At 38.0% G+C, this 16,077-nt stretch carries 15 protein-coding genes; 2 read left to right on the top strand and 13 right to left on the bottom strand.

Annotated elements, in window-relative coordinates:
- Positions 1-9: 9 nt before the first annotated feature.
- On the top strand, positions 10-762 hold the full coding sequence (locus tag MNO09_RS05485; protein ID WP_000393250.1) for an ABC transporter ATP-binding protein: 753 nt from the start codon (positions 10-12) through the stop codon (positions 760-762).
- Entirely contained in the window at positions 759-2,732 is a 1,974-nt protein-coding gene (locus MNO09_RS05480; RefSeq protein WP_000144957.1) for an FtsX-like permease family protein, read from the top strand. The genes MNO09_RS05485 and MNO09_RS05480 overlap by 4 nt, the downstream gene beginning before the upstream one ends.
- A gap of 54 nt (positions 2,733-2,786) precedes the next feature.
- On the opposite strand, the gene MNO09_RS05475 is transcribed toward MNO09_RS05480, so the two are convergent.
- From MNO09_RS05475 to menB, 13 genes are all read right to left on the bottom strand, one after another.
- A complete protein-coding gene (locus MNO09_RS05475; protein WP_001290386.1) occupies positions 2,787-2,978 on the bottom strand; it encodes a YjcZ family sporulation protein in 192 nt (63 codons plus the stop codon).
- 170 nt (positions 2,979-3,148) lie between these two features.
- Positions 3,149-4,474 carry a gluconate permease GntP gene (gntP, locus tag MNO09_RS05470; protein ID WP_000356170.1) on the bottom strand — a complete coding sequence of 442 codons (1,326 nt, stop codon included), beginning with the start codon at positions 4,472-4,474 and terminating at the stop codon, positions 3,149-3,151.
- A 113-nt stretch (positions 4,475-4,587) separates the two neighbouring features.
- Positions 4,588-5,313 carry a GntR family transcriptional regulator gene (locus MNO09_RS05465; protein ID WP_000539289.1) on the bottom strand — a complete coding sequence of 242 codons (726 nt, stop codon included), beginning with the start codon at positions 5,311-5,313 and terminating at the stop codon, positions 4,588-4,590.
- Positions 5,313-6,329: a sugar kinase gene (locus tag MNO09_RS05460; protein ID WP_001227488.1), complete on the bottom strand. Its 1,017-nt coding sequence runs from the start codon at positions 6,327-6,329 to the stop codon at positions 5,313-5,315. The genes MNO09_RS05465 and MNO09_RS05460 overlap by 1 nt, the downstream gene beginning before the upstream one ends.
- Positions 6,322-7,077, bottom strand: a complete 756-nt coding sequence (gene dagF, locus MNO09_RS05455; RefSeq protein ID WP_000181913.1) for a 2-dehydro-3-deoxy-phosphogluconate aldolase — start codon at positions 7,075-7,077, stop codon at positions 6,322-6,324. Before dagF ends, MNO09_RS05460 begins: the two co-directional genes overlap by 8 nt.
- A gap of 1 nt (position 7,078) precedes the next feature.
- Complete coding sequence (locus tag MNO09_RS05450) at positions 7,079-8,182, bottom strand: DgaE family pyridoxal phosphate-dependent ammonia lyase (protein ID WP_000510127.1); 1,104 nt, start codon at positions 8,180-8,182, stop codon at positions 7,079-7,081.
- Positions 8,160-9,260 carry an amidohydrolase/deacetylase family metallohydrolase gene (locus MNO09_RS05445; protein ID WP_070169185.1) on the bottom strand — a complete coding sequence of 367 codons (1,101 nt, stop codon included), beginning with the start codon at positions 9,258-9,260 and terminating at the stop codon, positions 8,160-8,162. Before MNO09_RS05445 ends, MNO09_RS05450 begins: the two co-directional genes overlap by 23 nt.
- A gap of 278 nt (positions 9,261-9,538) precedes the next feature.
- A complete protein-coding gene (locus tag MNO09_RS05440; protein WP_000759418.1) occupies positions 9,539-10,399 on the bottom strand; it encodes a D-Ala-D-Ala carboxypeptidase VanY in 861 nt (286 codons plus the stop codon).
- Between the two features lie 91 nt (positions 10,400-10,490).
- The gene (locus MNO09_RS05435; RefSeq protein WP_001085282.1) at positions 10,491-11,588 is read right to left on the bottom strand and encodes a HAMP domain-containing sensor histidine kinase; all 1,098 of its coding nucleotides are present in this window, start codon (positions 11,586-11,588) and stop codon (positions 10,491-10,493) included.
- Positions 11,581-12,279 carry a response regulator transcription factor gene (locus MNO09_RS05430; protein ID WP_000790344.1) on the bottom strand — a complete coding sequence of 233 codons (699 nt, stop codon included), beginning with the start codon at positions 12,277-12,279 and terminating at the stop codon, positions 11,581-11,583. Before MNO09_RS05430 ends, MNO09_RS05435 begins: the two co-directional genes overlap by 8 nt.
- Positions 12,280-12,474: 195 nt before the next feature.
- On the bottom strand, positions 12,475-13,581 hold the full coding sequence (menC, locus tag MNO09_RS05425) for an o-succinylbenzoate synthase (RefSeq protein ID WP_070169186.1): 1,107 nt from the start codon (positions 13,579-13,581) through the stop codon (positions 12,475-12,477).
- Positions 13,582-15,027, bottom strand: a complete 1,446-nt coding sequence (locus tag MNO09_RS05420) for an o-succinylbenzoate--CoA ligase (RefSeq protein ID WP_000210386.1) — start codon at positions 15,025-15,027, stop codon at positions 13,582-13,584.
- Positions 15,028-15,229: 202 nt separating this feature from the next.
- Positions 15,230-16,048 carry a 1,4-dihydroxy-2-naphthoyl-CoA synthase gene (menB, locus tag MNO09_RS05415; protein ID WP_000963888.1) on the bottom strand — a complete coding sequence of 273 codons (819 nt, stop codon included), beginning with the start codon at positions 16,046-16,048 and terminating at the stop codon, positions 15,230-15,232.
- Between the last annotated feature and the right edge of the window lie 29 nt (positions 16,049-16,077).

Genomic DNA, 16,077 nt, shown 5'->3' with positions numbered 1-16,077 from the left:
GTGATTACTATGGAAGAAGTATTACACATAAAAAACGTCTCAAAAGTGTATGAAGGAAAAGTCCCTCATACTGCTTTAAAAAATATAAATTTACATGTAGATAAAGGAGAATTTGTCGCTATCATGGGACCATCTGGTAGTGGTAAATCTACATTTTTAAACGTTATCTCTACAATTGATTCACCTACTTCTGGTGATGTCGTTATTAACGGAAAAAAACCGCACACATTTCGTAGAGAGAAGTTAGCTATTTTCCGCCGACAAGAGTTAGGATTTGTTTTCCAAAACTTTAACCTACTAGATACACTAACAATCGGTGAAAATATCGTACTACCTTTAACATTAGATAATGTTCCATTAAAAGAAATGGACGAAAAGCTTGATAACATTTCAAAAAAGCTTGGCATTGATCATATTTTAGACAAACGTATTTTTGAAGTTTCTGGGGGCCAAGCACAGCGTACCGCAGTAGCACGTGCTGTTATTCATCATCCGTCACTTCTACTTGCCGATGAACCAACAGGAAACTTAGATTCGAAAGCAGCGATCGATGTAATGGAGTTATTTACGAAGTTAAATAAAGAAGAAGATGCAACAATTTTAATGGTTACGCACGATCCATTTGCAGCAAGTTATTGTAACCGCGTCATTTTCATTAAAGATGGTGAGCTTTACAACGAACTACACCGCGGACTATATCGCGAGAAATTTTATCAAGAAATATTAGATGTTTTAGCATTATTAGGAGGGAGACGTGGATGACATTTTGGCAATTCGCATTTAAAAATGTCTCGCGTAATTCGAAAGCATATTTCGCCTACTTTGTAAGTAGTGCGTTTTCTATCATGGTTTTCTTTTCATTTACTGTATACGCGTATCACCCGCGGTTACAGAGTGTACAAAGCTTTCAAGAACGTGATCCTCTAATGAACTTAGCTAGTACGGCACAGCTTGTGATTGTTATGTTCTCGTTCTTCTTTCTCTTATATTCAATTGGAACATTTTTAAATGTACGGAAGCAGCAATTCGGGATACTCACAATTCTCGGTATCTCACAGAGACAATTAAAAAGACTGTTATTTACTGAAAACATGATGATCGGGATATTGTCCATCTTTATCGGTATACAAGGTGGCCTCGTGTTTTCTAACTTTTTCTTATTAGTCACTTCGAAATTAACAAGTGCGAAAGGCCTTTATTTATATTGGCCAACAGAGGCGATTATCGTTACAACCGTAACGTTTATCATTTTATTTTTAATCGTTTCTACGTTTACACCAATGTTTATTCGTACTCGAAAAACAGCCCACCTCATTAAAGGGAACAAGAAAATGCCAGCTGAAAAAAGACCATCTATACTCATCTCTTTATTCGCTTTAATTTGTTTAGGGCTATGCTATTATATCGCTGGTTATCCGCGAGGCTACGTAACGGAAAAAAATGTGCAAAATGGATCTGTCTTTTTTATTATGTTATCTATTTTACCACTCGTAGTAGTCGGGACATATTTATTCTTTTCACAAACATTTCTTCTTTTTATCTATATTTTAAAGAAGCGTAGAAAGTTTTATTTGAAACAAATAAATATGTTATGGATTTCGGACTTAGTTGCTCGTACCCGTAGTAATATTAACGTACTCTTTATCGTTTCTATGCTATCTGCACTTGCATTTACAATTATTATTGGGTTATTCGCCGCTAATAACAATACGAAGGCATCAGTACTAGAGCGATATCCCGTCCCCTTCACTTATACATCAGAAGGTGACAATTCCCTTGAGCAAAAGCATATTTCTACAATTGAAACGGAGCTTACAACTAGTAATTTTCAGTACAACAAATATAAGTTTACAGTCTTAAAAGATACAGCTTCAAAAGAAGATATTATGCTTATGAAGATGAGCGATTATAACGCAATCGCTCAACAATTGAAAAGACCGGAAATAACAATCGATTCTACAGAAGTGTATATTATTTCTCGCCACTCACCAGAACTTCTCGATCTCGTATCTAATCCATTTGCAAAGCAAAATACGATTACACTCGGATCTAATAAAAAAGAATTTCATATTAAAGGGTTTATTAATAAGGGAATAGAACCATCCTTTGCATTCCCACATTTAGCTGTCGTACAAGATTATGTATTTGATAATATGATTCCTCATATTGAAACAACCGTAATCTATAACTACTTCGTAGAAAACTGGGAAAATGCAATAGTTCCAACCAGAAATATGTTACGCGTTATTAGTGGTGATGCACGTGCGTTCTACGAAAAGCATACAGAAGAGAACGCTCAAGTTCCTTTCTTCATACATACGGCTACGGATGAACTCATTTACGGTAAAGGAAATGCAGTTGCTCAATTCTTTATTTGGGCATTTCTTGGTTTTATCTTCTTTATCGGTGCGGCTAGTGTCTTATATTTCCGTATGTATAATGACTTAACAACTGAAAAACAAAAGTATATTACGATTACAAAGCTTGGCTTAACTGAATTAGAAATGTTTCGCTCTGCAACCATTCAATTAGGAATTTTATTTTTTGTTCCGTATATCGTTGCTGGTGTTCACACGTTATTTGCGGTTAAGTTTTTACAAAGCATGTTTTCTTTCTCCTTACTAAAAGAGACATGTATCGTACTCACCTTTTTCGGGATTATCGAGATTATTTTCTTCTTCTTAATCCGTTCTCTGTATATTAATAAATTATCACAGCATATAAAAATATGAATAAAATGGCCTTGTGCGTATTGCACAAGGCCATTTTCAATAGTTTTTAAAAAATTAGCAGCAATATCCACCATAGCCGCCTGCGTAACCGCCATAACCACCATAGCCACAACCGCCGCCTCCGCCGAAGCAGCTAGCACCGATGATAATTAATAAAATAAACAATACGATTAGAAGCGCAAAACCGCCTCCGCATCCACGTCTACGGTCGCAATCATCATGTCTGTGTTCACACTTTTCGCTCATTACCCTATTCCTCCTTTAGTATCATTCATAACAAGTTCCTCTTGTTCTAAATGAGGGGATTCCATTTATAGTATGTTTTCAGGGCGAATAGGAAGCTTGGCTCACCTAAAAAAGGGCTTGTTTTCGGAAATGGGCTTCATCAAAAAAAAAGATACCAATTAAGGTATCTTCTAAATAAACATATTCAATAAAAGTGCAAAACCAAATGCGATAAATGATAACAATGTCTCCAGTACCGTCCATGTCTTAAATGTTTCCTTCACCGTTAATCCTAAATACTCTTTTACAAGCCAGAAACCTGCATCATTTACGTGAGAAAACATTAATGATCCTGCACCCGTTGCAATAACGAGTAATTCTAAATTCACTCCAGACATGTGCTGAATAACTGGTGAAACAATTCCAGCTGCTGTCGTTAATGCTACTGTCGCTGAACCTGTTGCAATTCGAATTAATCCAGCTACCATGAACGCTAATACAATTGGTGATAACGATATATGTTCTGCCATTTGTGCAATCGCCGTTCCAACGCCGCTTTCAATTAATATTTGTTTAAATCCACCACCTGCACCGATAATTAAAATAATGGAACCGACCGGTAATAAACTTTCATCCGTTAATTTTTTAATGACCTTTTTATTAATTCCTTGTCTTATTCCAAGTAAATAGAATGCTGCGAAACATGAAATAAGTAAAGCAATTACTGGACTTCCTATAAACACAAAAAATTCAGTTATTTTTTCCGGTAATGAAATATATGGTGCAACTACTGATAAAATCATTAATACAACCGGTAATAAAATAATAAAGAATGAAACTTTACGACTTGGTAAATCAGTTGATACTGTCGTAACTCGAACAAGCTCTGGTTCATTTTCAGGTATAACCCTTTTATGTACCCACTTTGCAAATATAGGTCCTGCGATAATGGCTGTTGGTAACGCGATAATTAATGAATATAAAAGTACTTTTCCTAAGTTCGCGTTATAAATACCGATTGCTGTCATCGCCCCTGGATGTGGCGGTACGAGCCCATGCACAATAGATAATCCAGCAATAACAGGTAACGCAATTAATAATATATTTTGCTTCGTCGTTTTTCGAATGGAAATAACAAGTGGTAATAAAATGACAATCCCCACTTCAAAAAATACCGGAATCCCTATAACAAATCCTGCAAATAACATAGCCCAAGGTAGTTTCTTCACACCGAAAAATCGAATAAAGAAATCTGCCACTTGCATGCCGGCCCCTGAATCGGACATCATTTTTCCTAAAATTGTTCCGAGAGCTAAAATACCAACTAAATGCCCTAGTACACTACCAACACCAGTTTCATAGGCAGTCACTATTTTCGTTAAATTCAGTCCAGACATGATGGCTAAAAATAAACTCGCAACTGTTAAACTAATAAATGCATGCCATTTCCACCATGATACCCCTAAAATAACAATCGCGATTGCAAGTAACGTGACGATTAATAAGTATATATCCATCTCTCATTCCCCTTACTTTTCCCCCGTATTTGTGGACAGTAAACACCTAATTGGTGCGGGATGAACCCAATTAAAGTTTCACTTTATAAAAAAAGAGGGCGAATACCCTCTTTTTATACGTCATAATTCACTACATAATGCTGCATTTCTGTGTTGTAGTAGCCTTCGCTATATTCAATTACTTCGCCAACTTCATCGTAAGAATAACGCATACGTTTTAATAGCGCTGTCCCCTCTTTTTCACCTAACGCTTCTGCAACGAAACTAGGCGCGAGTCCAACTGCGAATTCATCTCTGAAGTTTTCTAAATGTATACCTCGGTCTTCAACTAAATCATAAAGCGATTGTAAATCAAAGTCCGATAAATCTGTACTTGCCATGTGTGCTGAGAAATAGTGCGTATAATGAATGTACGGTGCATCATTTAACGTATATAAACGTTCGATACGAAAACTCTCCTTACCGAATAATCGAAATGGCACTGTTCCTTCTTCATTATGAACGACTTCTGCTTTTAGTAATTTCTTTTGTACTTTATATCCTTCTTCCACTAACACTTCTGTAAATTTCTTTCCCTTTGACAACTTTGTCGCAGAAGTATTACGGATGACTTTCGTTCCTTTACCGCTTTTCTTTTCCAAATATCCTTCTTGAGCAAGTTCTTTAATCGCATTACGCACTGTAATTTTACTCACTTTGAACTCTTCTTCTAACTGCGGTTCGGAAGGAATATTCGTATGAATCGCATATACACCATGCAATATTCGATCACGAATAATATTTTTTATTTGTAAATATAATGGTCCTTTTTTCCTCGTTACGTTCACCGTTACACCCACTACCTTTCTACATCACCTACTGATGCCGTCATTGCCCGAAGTATATCCTTCTCTGATGACATTGGCGTATCACCGACGATTGTATGTGCAAGCATTCCAGCTGCTGACGCAAATGAAACAGCTTTCTCTGGTGCAAACTCTTCTATCTCGCCATGAATAATCCCGCTCGTATAAGCATCTCCAGCACCTATTCTATCATATACAGAAAACGTAAGTGTTTTTGCAAAAGTGAACGCACCATCTTTACATATAAACCCGCGAAGCGAGTGTGTATTATCGCTATTAATAGAGCGATGTGTACCAGCAATTGTAGCAATATGATATGTTTCAGCCACTTTCGGAATAAGATCAACAAGTTGCGCCTCTCGCTCTGTCTCTTCTGTTTTCATTCCAAGAACGAACATTGCATCTTTTTCATTCATCATAACGATATCAGCAAGAGCCAGCATTTCTTCATAATGCGGTTTCGCCTGCTCATATCCATCCTCTCCCCAAAGAGATGGACGATAATTGCAATCAAAAACGACAGTGCCTCCGTTTTCTTTAACTGCTTTCGCCAAAGATTTCATATGATGGCGCACCGTATCATTCATCGCAAGTGTAATTCCACAAAAATGAACGATATCAATTTCCTTGGCGATTTCTTCAAATTGATACATCTCTTTATATGCCGTATTAAAGCTACTTTCTAGGCGATTTGAATATGTAACGCGGCTTGCACGTGCTCCAAATCCATTTTCTAAAAAGTACATGCCGACATATTTACCACCTCTTGAAATAAACGGTGCCTGAATCCCTAACTTTTGAATGTGCGATATCGCAGCATCTCCAACCGAGTTTTCCGGTAAAGTTGAAATAAGAAAACCTTCATGCCCGAGATGAGAAATCGCCGCTGCAACGTTCACACCTGTACCAGAAAATGAGTAATTTAATGTGTTAGCTTGTGACAACAATTCATATCCTGGTACTTGCAGGCGCATCATTACTTCGCCAAATGCTGCAATTTTCTTACGCATATTGATCAACTAGCTTCTTCACTACCGCTAATAACTCACGAACATCTTCTGTTTTCGTATTACCAGTTTCTTTATCAATAATAGAAGAGTACACGTGCGGGATAACTTGCTCTACATTTGCCTCTAATGCGATACGTACAATTGTTTCAAAGTTTTCTTTATCAATTCCGCCTGTTGGCTCTAATGCAAAGCCTTCTTCCGCACATGCTTTCGCAACTGCGCGATATTCTTCTTCATGCGCTAATCCTTTCATTGGGAAGTATTTCAATGAATTTCCGCCCATATCACGTACAAGTGCGATTGCTGTTTTAATTGGAACGATTGCTTTTTCTTCTCCAGCTGCACTAATTGGACCAGTAGAAATGTTTACGTACCCTACTTTTCCTGTTGGTGATACTAAACTATTAATCCAGCTATCTTTTCCGCCAAGATTTGCACGTGTCGCTCCAACTGAAGGGAACACTTGGTTAATATGGCTACCAGGATAATGCTTCGCAATTTCAGCTACAACTGCCGCTTGGCGATTATCCCCTGCTCCTAGTCCGATTGATACAGCGTCATCAATTTCTTTTCCGTATGCTTTCATTGCAGTTACTGCTTCTTCTACTGTTGGATAGTCTTTTGATAACACTCCCACTACTACATAACCTTCTGCCGCTTCAAAAATGTCTTTTGCATTTTCGATATTGTTTGCTAATACATTTAATGCTACACGGCCTTTATAAAAACGTTTTTGAATGTTTGTCATTTTAGTTTCCCCCTACGATTTCTCTCATTTTTTCTTCAATTACATGTATGTCATCACCTTGAAGTGGACGTGGGTCAATGTCAAAGAATCCTTGTCTTACTCCATAATCACGTGTGTAAATTGCGATTTCCCCTTCGCGTAATGCTGTTACAACGTCTTTTGCTGATTTATTTAACTCTTTCTCGTTAATATGAATACGCGCTCTAAAGATTGCTCTTCCTGCTTCATCTTGAACGATCGTTACATTTACACCATTTAATTCTTTTAGCGGCATAAGTACTTGTAATAACTCTTTTTCTTGCTCACTCTTATCTTCTTTTACTCCGTACTCATCAAGCGCTTGAAGTAAGCCGAAAGTTGTTTCTTTCCCAACTTTCATACTTCTACCACTGCAATGTAATTGTACTTTCAGCCACTCGATATATTTTCGTTTACCGCCGACAATACCAGAAGTAGGTCCTTCAATTGCCTTTGAACCGCTATAAATGGCAAGGTCTGAATACTTTACATACTTTTGAATATCCTCTTCAGCTGCCGCATCGACGATAAGTGGTACGTTATTTCGCTGCGCAACTTCCCATGCTTCTTCAACAGAAATCATATTTTTTTGCACGGCATGATGGGATTTCACATATAGAATTGCTGCTGTATTTTCACCAATCGCATCTTCAATATGCTCTGCTTTCCCTTCATTTGCGTAACCCACTTCAACAAGCTTACCGCCGCCTAAATAAATCATCGTTTCAACAGGAGCACCATATTGAACGTTATGACCTTTTAACATAATCACTTCGTTTTTCGCGATGACCTCTTGATGAAGTCTTTCACTTTTACGGCGATTTCCTTCTGTAACGATACCAGCGATAGAAAGCGCAATTCCGCTCGATGCTGAATTCACAACGACTGCTGCCTCTGAATCTAGAATTCTCGCAATATGATCTCCTGCTTTATCTACTAAATCTGCAATTTCCACATAATTTTGTCCACCATGTTTCATCGCATCCATAACTGTATTTGTAGGAGCGGATACACCTAAAATACTCATTCTACCGCTCGCATTAATTACTCTTTTTAATCCATACTTAGCATTCAATGAATGACCCATTGATTACAACCCCTTTCGTATCAATTCTTCTTTCAGCAATGCGCTGATCCCCTTCTGAATCAATTAACGTAATCGGTTCATCTTTCACCGTAAATAAAGTTAAGTTTGCAATATCGCCTTCTTGAATACGGCCAAGCTCTGGTTTCTTCAGCCACTCTGCCGCATGTTTCGTCACCGCATCAATTACTTCTTCTAGCGGATACCCTAAGTAAAGGAATTTCGAAAGAACGTGAGCCATACTATACACTGGACCGTGTATACGATTCTTCCGGTAAATGTCTGTACTAATTGTATTAAAGGCAATACCGTGACGCTTCGCCGCTTCTGCTACTTTAAAAGAAAAACTAGCATTACCGTGACCAACATCTAAATGAACACCGCGCTTCACTGCATCTATTAATACAGGTAGCGGTTTGCCTTCTTCATCAAATAAATTATTTTCTTTCCCGTTTAAGTAATGTGTAATCACATCATCTTTTTCTAAAAGAGGTACAACTTCCTCAATGCGAGGAGGCGCTGAACCGATATGTACCATAATCGGTAATGATGTTTCACGAGATAAAGAGCGTGCAACATGAAGCGGTTCAATTCCGCTATCACAAACGACACTTTTACTCATTCTCGCCTTTAACCCAACGATTACATCTTTATACTTTTCTACTGCTTCTATTACTTTCTCTTTATCTATCCATTCCATATTGGATAATTCATCAATTCGTTTCAAACCGATGCGAGAAATATTTAAAAAGGTAAATAAATTCGTTTTCGCCTGCTCTCTACTTTGTACTAAATCTGCAATACGATCAGCTCCGCAGCTACCCGCATCAACAATTGTCGTTACCCCTTGCTTAACGCCAATTTTATCTACCTCATCGCCATACGGATCAAACTCTGGAAAAGCATGAACGTGTAAATCAATCCAGCCACTCGATACGTAAGTACCAGAGTAATCAAGAACCGTTCCACCTTCACCAGCACCAGCTTTCGTCACCTGTGCGATTTTATTATTTTCAATTACAATGTCAATCTCTTCCCCGTTCACACGTTTCACATTACGTAGTACGAATCGTTCTGTCATTGTATTTCCACCCTTTTCTATAAGAAGCCATAAGAATACGCTTACATTAAAGTTTCATTTTTTACGTCTCTTTCACACGTTTAGCGTAACACAAAAAAAAGAAGAAGTAAATATAACGTTATAATGTTTAAAAGTAAAATAAGAGATACTCCTCAAAATTCTGATAGTACAGGAAATTATATCAACGATTCGACAAGGAGTATCGATTTACCGACAAAAAACGCCAATCCCTTTCTTATATAAGAAAAGGCTGCTCCAAAACGGAACAACCTCTTTATCTATTCCTGAACCGTCACAATAACCCCGTCCACATTGTTCCCCGAAATTTCATACTGCTTATTTACCGGAACATTCACTTTCATGTCCCCGGAAACTTTATAATAAGAAACCGTATATTTCTTACCTTCTACATTCGTTGAAATTTCTTTTTTCTCTTTTAAGAAGTCTAAGTATTCCTCTAATGTAATTTTCTCTTTTTGCATAATAGCACTATGAGGTAAGCCGACGTAACGTATATGCCACGGCTCATATTGAATGCCTGTAATATGACTTTTATTTTTCGGATAACGTAAAACAAATCCGTGTTTCCATACGTTCTCTTCAATCCATTTTCCTTCAGGCGCTTTCTCCATTTTCTTTTGCGTAGATCCAACATCCAGTGATAATCCTAAATTATGTTCACTATATCCTGCTGGAAGTGCATAATCAGAGCCCATTTTTTCATATAACTTTTCTTGCTCATTAAAATCTCGATATCCGCTATTCATTAAAAAATGCTGTACGCCATCTTTCCCAGCTGCATCGACAACGTTCAAAAACTTGCTCACAACATCCTTTGATAAACGAAGATTTCTATCAAATATCACATAGCCTCTTACTAATTCACTATTGTGATTTACATTTATAATATCGGATCTAATACTATCTTTTTTAACGGGGTAATCTTTATTAACTAATAATAGATTACCTTTATAAACTTGTTCTTTTGTAACCTCTACCTTTTCAATATTCGCCGATTTTACCTTATTATCTTTTCCCGCAATTTTAACATCGATCTCCTTTTGAAATAACGGTGATATATAAAAGCCTACACAGACTGTACATAATATAAAAAGAGAAATAAATACCCACTTTTTCATTTCTAGTTCCTCCTTAACGTGACTTACGTATAGAATAGAAAAAACTATTAAAATAAAAAGTGGGGTAAAGTTTAAATTTTTATTAAATTGCTTAGCTTTCTTCTTTTGGTAATCTTACTTCAAATATCGTTCTAATTACATTACTTTCAGCAGAAATCTTCCCATCATGCTGTTCAACAATATTTTTCGCGATAAATAAACCAAGGCCTGTACTACCTTGTTGCTCTGACCTTGCTTTATCACCTGTATAAAACATATCAAAAAGATACGGTAAATCTTCTTCCGGAATGCTATCTCCGTAATTAATAATTTGTACGACTACCTCTTCACTCTCAATATATGCGTTCACATCGACAAACTTTCCATCATACCCGTAACGAATCGCGTTCGTTAAAAGATTTTCAAATACCCTCGCTAATAATTTTCCATCACCGCTAATAGGTAAATAAGAATCCATGTTCAATCTCGCTTCTAAACCCTTTTTCTCTAATAACGGATACAATTCTTCCTCTAGCTGTATAAGCAATTCACTTATATCAATTGGTCTTTTGTCCAGCTGCAACATCCCATAATTCATTCTCGTAATTTCAAATAATTCATCAATTAAACTTTCCAGCCTTTCGGATTTCGTAAAAGCGATTGTGGAAAAATGTTTAATTTGTTCTTTCGTCAAATTCTCATCTTTAAGAATTAAATCTAAATAACCTAAAACAGATGTTAACGGCGTTCTTAAATCGTGAGCTAAGTTAACAATAAGCTGGTCTTTACTACTTTCCGCAAAGTCTCCTCGTTCCACTGCTTCCTTTAATTTTTCACTCGCTACATTTATTTCACGTGCGATATATCCAAACTCATCATTTGATGAAACGTGCACTTCATTTGTAAAATCTCCGTTCGCCAAATGGTGAATCCCGTTTGAAATCTCATCAAAATATTTTACATAAGGCCTAGTAAGGAAGAAGAAAAACATAATAGACAGAGGGATAAAAATAATTAAAAAGAAATTAACATCCCCAATTTGTCTTACCATTGAACGGAATTGGGCTAATGGATCTTCAAAACGAACGACTAATTTATAGTAGATCCGTAAGCCTTCATAAATGATATACGTTACCCCACCAGCTAATATCATACTTAACGCAAATAGCATAACCATCTTCGAGCGAAAGCTTCTCATCTTTTTAGCCATTGAAAGTATACCCTACTCCCCACACTGTTTTTATTAACTTATTCTTTCTTTTATCTTCTCCAAGTTTTTTCCGTAGTGTACGAATATGTACCATAACTGTATTTCCACTTTCATAATAACCTTCAGCCCATACTTGCTGAAAAATATTTTCCACATTGTACACTTTCTTCGGATGGCTCGCTAATAAATATAAAATATCAAACTCTTTCGGTGTTAATTCAACTTGTTCTCCGTACACATTTACTGTTCTTCGCTCAGGATCAATAACAACTCCGCCTACCTCTAAAGCAGATTTATTCTCCGCTACTTTCGGCTGATTTAACGTAAGAAATCGGCGTAATTGTGCATTTACACGTGCAACTAATTCAATCGGTGTAAAAGGTTTCGTCATATAATCATCTGCACCTAATACTAAACCTGTCACCTTATCAAAATCAGACGTTTTCGCACTTAAGAAAATGATTGGCATATGATGCTTCGCGCGAATTTGGCGCGTCACTTCATAACCATCCATTTTTGGCATCATAATATCTAAAACTACTAAGTCGATTGGCTGCGTTTTAATAACATGAATTGCCTCTTCTCCATCAGCTGCCTTCACGACGTGGTAACCTTCTTTTTCTAAATGTATCTCAATTAAATCAGCAATTTCTGCCTCATCATCCGCTATTAAAATTGAAATGTTCTTCATTTTACTCCCCCTGTTTCTCGTTCCCTTTTTATACGATCGATTGTAAACTAGTCTATCCAATTTGTACAATACGAAAAGGTTACTCGCGGGAGTAACCTTAATAAATAAAATTATAGCAGCGATTATTGAAATATATCGACTTACCGACAATTAACAACAAAATCCTACCGTTATTTGCGGGCATCCTGATTAAATTCACCGCTCCAAAACTATCCGCTGCTTCGTGATTTGCGCCAGCCTTTCTCGATTTACTTCATACTCAGTGTCAACACTTTGCGGTACAATCACCTTTCCGCCCTCAAGCATCACTTCCGGCGAAATAATATCCTTCTCCCAATGTCGACTAGAAGCAGATATATCTCCTGGAATCGTAAAATTCGGCAATGAAGCAAGCGCAACATTTTGTGCTCGTGAAATCCCCATCTCTACCATACCACCGCACCAAACTGGTATGGTATGCTCCATGCAGTAATCATGAATTTGAATGGATTCTGTTAATCCACCCACTCGCCCTGGTTTAATATTAACGATGCGGCAACTACCAAGCGTAATCGCAACGCGCGTGTCTTCTAAACTATGGATGCTTTCGTCTAAACAAATTGGCGTTTCTATTTTCTTTTGCAGCTCTGCATGATCAAGAAAATCGTAGTCCGCTAGCGGTTGTTCAATCATCATCAATTGAAAATCATCTAATCGCTTCAACTTCTCCGTATCCGCTAATGTATACGCTGAATTCGCATCAGCCATTAACGGGATGCTTGGAAACTCTTTACGAATTTCTTTCAATAACTCGTAATCATGCTCTGGCTTTATTTTCACTTTAAAACGCTCATATCCTTCTTCTGCATACTTCTCGATTTGTTTTAACATAACCGGAATTGTATTGATACCAATCACAACGCCTACTTCAATTTCAGTCCTAGTTCCGCCAAGTAATGTCGCTAATGACTTCTTTTGACGCTTTGCATATAAGCCCCAAACAGCCCCTTCAATTCCGGCCTTTGCCATTCTGTTTCTCTTTATATGCTTGAACAAATCTGGTATTTCATTCGGATGAGAAATTTCAGCTTTCAATAAATCCGGTATTAAAAAATCTTGAAGTACATGTAGCGCTGTCTTCACCGTTTCTTCCGTATACCACGGTTCAGAGAACGCAACGACTTCGCCAAACCCAATGTATCCGTCCGTATCTTCTAATTCAATGACGATACTTTCACGCTTTTCATAAGTTCCGTAGCTTGCAGCAAACGGAATGACGAGTGGCATTTCCGTTATATGAAGTGTCGCTTTTTTTATTTCCACTTACATCTCCCCCACTAATTGTCTTAACTCTCGTCTTAACAATTTTTTCGAAGCATTTCGTGGTAATTCCTCTAAGAAACATGCTTTCTTCGGCACTTTATATTTCGCTAATTTCTCCTCGCAAAAATGCAGAATTTCTTCTTCTGTTACCTCCCCACTTTTTACAACAAAAGCAGCAGGTACTTGTCCCCATTTATCGTCAGCCATACCAACAACACCAGCTTCTGCTACCATCGGATGAGAGAGTAACACTTCTTCAATTTGAGCCGGATATATATTCTCTCCGCCAGAAATAATTAAATCACTGCGGCGATCTAGTACGTATAAAAATCCTTCTTCGTCTAAATAACCGAGGTCACCAGTATGAAGCCAGCCGTTTTGAATCGTTTCGCGCGTCGCATCTTCACGGTTAAAATAACCGCCTGTTACGTTTGGTCCTTTTACTACGATCTCGCCTTCCGCAAATGGCGGCACTACTACGCCATCTTTTTCAATACGAAGTTGGCACTGAAATAGTGGTTTCCCGGCTGATCCTACTTTCGTTAACATGTAATCTGCGGATAACGTACAAATTTGCGACGACGTTTCTGTCATACCGTACGTTTGATACACAGGAATTCCTTTTTCTACACATGTTTCGAGTAACGGTTTCGGCGCTGGTCCTCCGCCAAGTAACATGCATCGTAAAGAAGATGGATATGTCTCTTCTCCAAGTCTCTCTAATAAATCAGTTAACATTTTTGAAACGACAGAAATAATCGTAACACCTCTCGTTTGAAGTGATTTATGAATAAAATCAGCATCGTATTTCGGAACGAGTAAAATGCGCATGCCGTACATAATATTTTTCATTAGAAGAGATAACCCGCCAACGTGGAACATTGGCATACAAGCTAACCAGCAATCATCATCACGAAGTCCTAAATTAAACGAAGAACCAACTGCGCTCGCCCAATGATTGCCGTACGTTAAAATAACGCCTTTCGGTTTCCCTGTCGTCCCAGACGTATAAATAATTGTCATCGCTTCTTCTAAGGAGAATTCTTCTTGTATAAATGCTTCCGCCTTTGGCCCATTCATCACTTCGGCGAACGAATATACAGAAACATCTTTAGCCTCGAAATCTTGATCCGTCACTAAGCATACAACTTCAGCATCATCCATTTGCCAAAGTAGCTCTTCTCTTGAAAGACGCGTATTTAAAAGCACAGCTACTGCACCTACGTAAGATAGGGCGTGAATAACTGTAATCATCTCCATACCATTTTTCATCAGAACAGCCACCTTTTGCCCACGCTTCACTCCTACATGCGTGAGGTGTTCACAAAAAGATACTACTTTTTCATGCAGCTGCATAAAAGTAACTTTCTCTTCCTCTATTTCAATTGCAGTGCGATCTGGTGTTAAAAATGCACGTTGCTTTAACCAATTCGGCATCGTCGTCATCATTCATTCTCCTTTCATGAAAGAAAGAGACTTGATATGACATCAAGTCTCTTAGTTGTTTTGTTTCCGGTTTGATCTCATCTAGCTGCGCCTCCTAGCCCTTTCCGTCTAAGAACCTTCCGCACGAGAAAGTAAAAAACACTTTCTGTGCGAAAGAACCTTAGCCTACGAGGCTAAACAGTCGGCTCCGCTTTTGGTTTGATCACGGGAAACGAGGGAATTGACCGAAGTCCGGACTGCGTTTTTCTTTAAACGCGTCGCGACCTTCTTTTGCTTCGTCAGTTGTGTAGTACAATAACGTTGCATCTCCAGCTAGTTGTTGAATACCAGCTAGACCGTCTGTGTCTGCGTTGAATGCAGCTTTTAGGAAACGAAGTGCCATTGGGCTGTTTGCTAAGATTTCTTGTGCCCATTGTACTGTTTCTGCTTCAAGCTCTTCTAATGGTACTACTGTGTTTACTAAGCCCATATCAAGCGCTTCTTGTGCGCTGTATTGACGGCATAGGTACCAAATTTCGCGAGCTTTCTTGTGGCCTACCATACGAGCTAAGTAACCAGCTCCGTATCCACCGTCAAAGCTTCCTACTTTAGGACCTGTTTGTCCGAATACAGCGTTGTCTGCAGCGATTGTTAAGTCACATACGATATGAAGTACGTGTCCACCACCGATTGCATAACCTGCTACCATTGCGATAACTGGTTTAGGAATTGCGCGAATTAGACGTTGTAAATCTAATACATTTAAACGAGGGATTTGGTCGTCACCTACATATCCACCATGACCGCGAACTTTTTGGTCGCCGCCAGAACAGAATGCACGTCCACCTTCACCTGTTAAAATGATAACGCCAACATTTGCATCATCACGAGCGTGTGCAAAAGCGTTGATTAACTCCATTACCGTTTTAGGACGGAATGCGTTATGTACTTCAGGACGGTTAATCGAAATCTTTGCGATACCATTGTATGTTGAATAAATAATATCTTCGTAATTGCCTTCTTTTACCCATTCAATAGCCATTACAACTACCTCCTTGTATATTTTTGATC

This window comes from Bacillus sp. N5-665 (assembly GCF_022637375.2).
Classification (GTDB): domain Bacteria; phylum Bacillota; class Bacilli; order Bacillales; family Bacillaceae_G; genus Bacillus_A; species Bacillus_A wiedmannii.
The sequence above is the reverse complement of the archived record's forward strand: the minus strand, read 5'-3'. Positions and strand labels throughout refer to the sequence as shown.